We start from the raw sequence: 2,598 nt of genomic DNA on the forward strand, positions 1-2,598 counted from the left end.
AAAATGGATAGCTTGCCTGTTTGCTGCATTTCCTGTATTTACATCCTATACTACTTACTGCAATTCGCACTATTTACACCATAGGCACCTATGGGATATAGAAAATGATCCTGATACTAAAAGATATGCCCTAATTGGATTGGACAAACCACAAAATAATATAAACAGATTTATAATGAAACATATTATAAAACCACTTACATTAACACATGTTCCAAAATATATTTATGGCACAATTAAAGTAAATATCTTTTCAAAAGAAGAGCCTTGGTCAGAAAGAGTTGCTAAAGTTTTATATTGGTTGTCAATTATTACAATTAGTGTTACTTTCAACTTTTGGCAGGAATTAATTCTTTTCTGGTTTGTTCCTCTTCTATCCACATTTCAAATTATAAGATATTGGGCAGAAATGGCGGAGCATTCAGGTTTAAAAAATGAAAATGAACTATTCGCAAGTAGAAATACTTTTGGTAATCCAGTAGAAAAATTCTTTTTACATCCACATCATGACAACTATCACTTAGTACATCATTTGTTTCCAGCGATCCCCCATTATAATTTGAAAAAGGCTCATTTAATTTTAATGGAGGACCCAGCATATAAGGAAGCACACCATTGTACAGGCTTCTTTAGATCATTCCTACCTGGCTTTTATAGCGTGGTAGAAGATATATGTGGCCGTTACCTAGATAGACATAAAAAGAAAATAAGCTAATTGTTTAAGCGAAGGGGGAAAACATTATGTTAGCAGCACTAATTCACGGAATAGTATTAGCCTTTGGGCTAATACTTCCCCTTGGGGCACAGAATGTATTTGTATTCAATCAGGGGGCTTCTCAACCAAAATTTAGAGGAGCCATCCCAGTTGTAATTACAGCTTCACTTTGTGATACTTTACTCATTTTATTAGCAGTATTAGGGGTATCTGTTATCGTATTATCTGTTCCTGTTCTGCAAACAGTCATCTTTTCTATAGGGCTATTATTTCTTCTTTATATGGGGTGGTCTATTTGGAATAGTGATCCTGCAAACCTGAATCAACAAGAAGTAGCCATGTCGCCTAAGAAACAGATTTTGTTTGCTATGTCAGTGTCCCTTCTTAATCCCCATGCAATTCTTGATACGATTGGTGTGATTGGAACTAGTTCACTTAGCTATACGGGTACAGAAAAAGTAGGATTTACTGTCGCATGTATTGTCGTCTCTTGGCTTTGGTTTCTAGGTCTTGCAATAGCCGGAAAAGTAGTAGGTAACTTTGATACAGAAGGAAAGCTATTAAAACTGCTAAACAAAGTATCTGCAATAATTATATGGGGAGTAGCTTTATACATAGCTATTGAGTTGTACAATATGTTCTAGAAATACTAAAAGCTTTAAAGGGAATAACTCAGGATTTCCAACCTTAGCAGATTTTTTCGTCTTTTTGCTGGTAGGACGTAAACCTGTAGGCAGTGCCTTAGATGCCTTTGATAACCATATTTCTCCCTCAATTTCGAATCAATTTCGAATTGATTAAAAAACCTTATCATAAAAAATGATATATGGTTTATAATCGTTAATTAAGGGGGAAACTATTCATGACCACTACAGATAAATTAAATGATTCTCAGAAGAACCGGTTGAAAGACATATTATTAGACAAGCTTTCAACACTTCATAAAAAAACTTCAGAAAAGCTTTGATTATCATCAATTCCATTCCCGAAAAGTGCCGTTTGGATCAAAAATCATACGACCATGCTGTTTTAAAAAAGGCAGATAAGAAAAAACTGCATCCAACGCGCCCTGTAAGAGGGGAGATTTATAATGTTCTCATCTCTGAAGATAACGTCGGGACTGAATTAAACGGGAATCACTTGTGTGTTATTATCTCGAATAAAAAGAAAAACCTATATTCTGAGAAAGTGAATGTGGTACCCATTGAGGGTGATGGTAAAAAAATCGATCCCAAAAACAATATCCAGTTAACAAACGCTGACCTTGAAGATGGAAATTTAGATAAAGACCCATCGAAAATCATCGGAGCTGATATTATGACGTTAGACAAGGCCAGGTTGGAACGAAGGATAGGCAAATTAAAAGATGACAAACTAGATGAAGTAATTGAAATGGTTAAAGCACAATTAGGTATTACCAACTAAAAGCTTGATTTTTTCTTGGTATTAGTGTATTATCAAGGTAAGAAATGAACGTTATCAAGCCCGATGGGCACCGGCTTAAATAAGCTTTTCAAGAAAGAGTCATTAGCATCTTTGTGATCTGGTGGCTCTTTCACCATTTATGTATCTAATTTTAACTTTTGCATATATTAGAATGTATAGTTTATCAAGCCTTTACGGCACCGGCTTCCTACGGAAGCTTTTTCAAGCTATACGCACAGAAGGTCCTAATTTTAATTAGGGCCTTTTTATTTTTGTAATGTGTTCATATTGAGTATAAGTGCCGATAGCAAAATGTTTTTCTCCTCGGTGTTAGGCAATTTATTGCTAGAAGCATGTATAAATTGTTCATGAAATCCTGTCCAACTGGCCACTTCTAATAATAAGTCTGTAAGCTTTATTCTTGGCAACATTTCATATAAGGGGTACAGACAGCAAAA

The 2,598-nt window shown here is 35.0% G+C and carries 4 protein-coding genes; 3 read left to right on the forward strand and 1 reads right to left on the reverse strand.

Annotation, left to right across the window (positions count from 1 at the left end; translation table 11 throughout):
* From BFI01S_RS21500 to BFI01S_RS21510, 3 genes are all read left to right on the forward strand, one after another.
* The coding region (locus BFI01S_RS21500; RefSeq protein WP_061794394.1) for a fatty acid desaturase family protein at positions 1-715 on the forward strand (715 nt) is incomplete at its 5' end.
* 26 nt (positions 716-741) lie between these two features.
* Entirely contained in the window at positions 742-1,359 is a 618-nt protein-coding gene (locus tag BFI01S_RS21505) for a LysE/ArgO family amino acid transporter (RefSeq protein WP_061794395.1), read from the forward strand.
* A gap of 355 nt (positions 1,360-1,714) precedes the next feature.
* Positions 1,715-2,140 carry a type II toxin-antitoxin system PemK/MazF family toxin gene (locus BFI01S_RS21510; RefSeq protein WP_235831259.1) on the forward strand — a complete coding sequence of 142 codons (426 nt, stop codon included), beginning with the start codon at positions 1,715-1,717 and terminating at the stop codon, positions 2,138-2,140.
* A gap of 266 nt (positions 2,141-2,406) precedes the next feature.
* On the opposite strand, the gene BFI01S_RS23835 is transcribed toward BFI01S_RS21510, so the two are convergent.
* The coding region (locus BFI01S_RS23835; RefSeq protein ID WP_235831260.1) for a Tn3 family transposase at positions 2,407-2,598 on the reverse strand (192 nt) is incomplete at its 5' end.

The sequence above is a fragment of the Cytobacillus firmus NBRC 15306 genome (assembly GCF_001591465.1).
In the GTDB taxonomy this organism is placed as follows: domain Bacteria; phylum Bacillota; class Bacilli; order Bacillales; family Cytobacillaceae; genus Cytobacillus; species Cytobacillus firmus.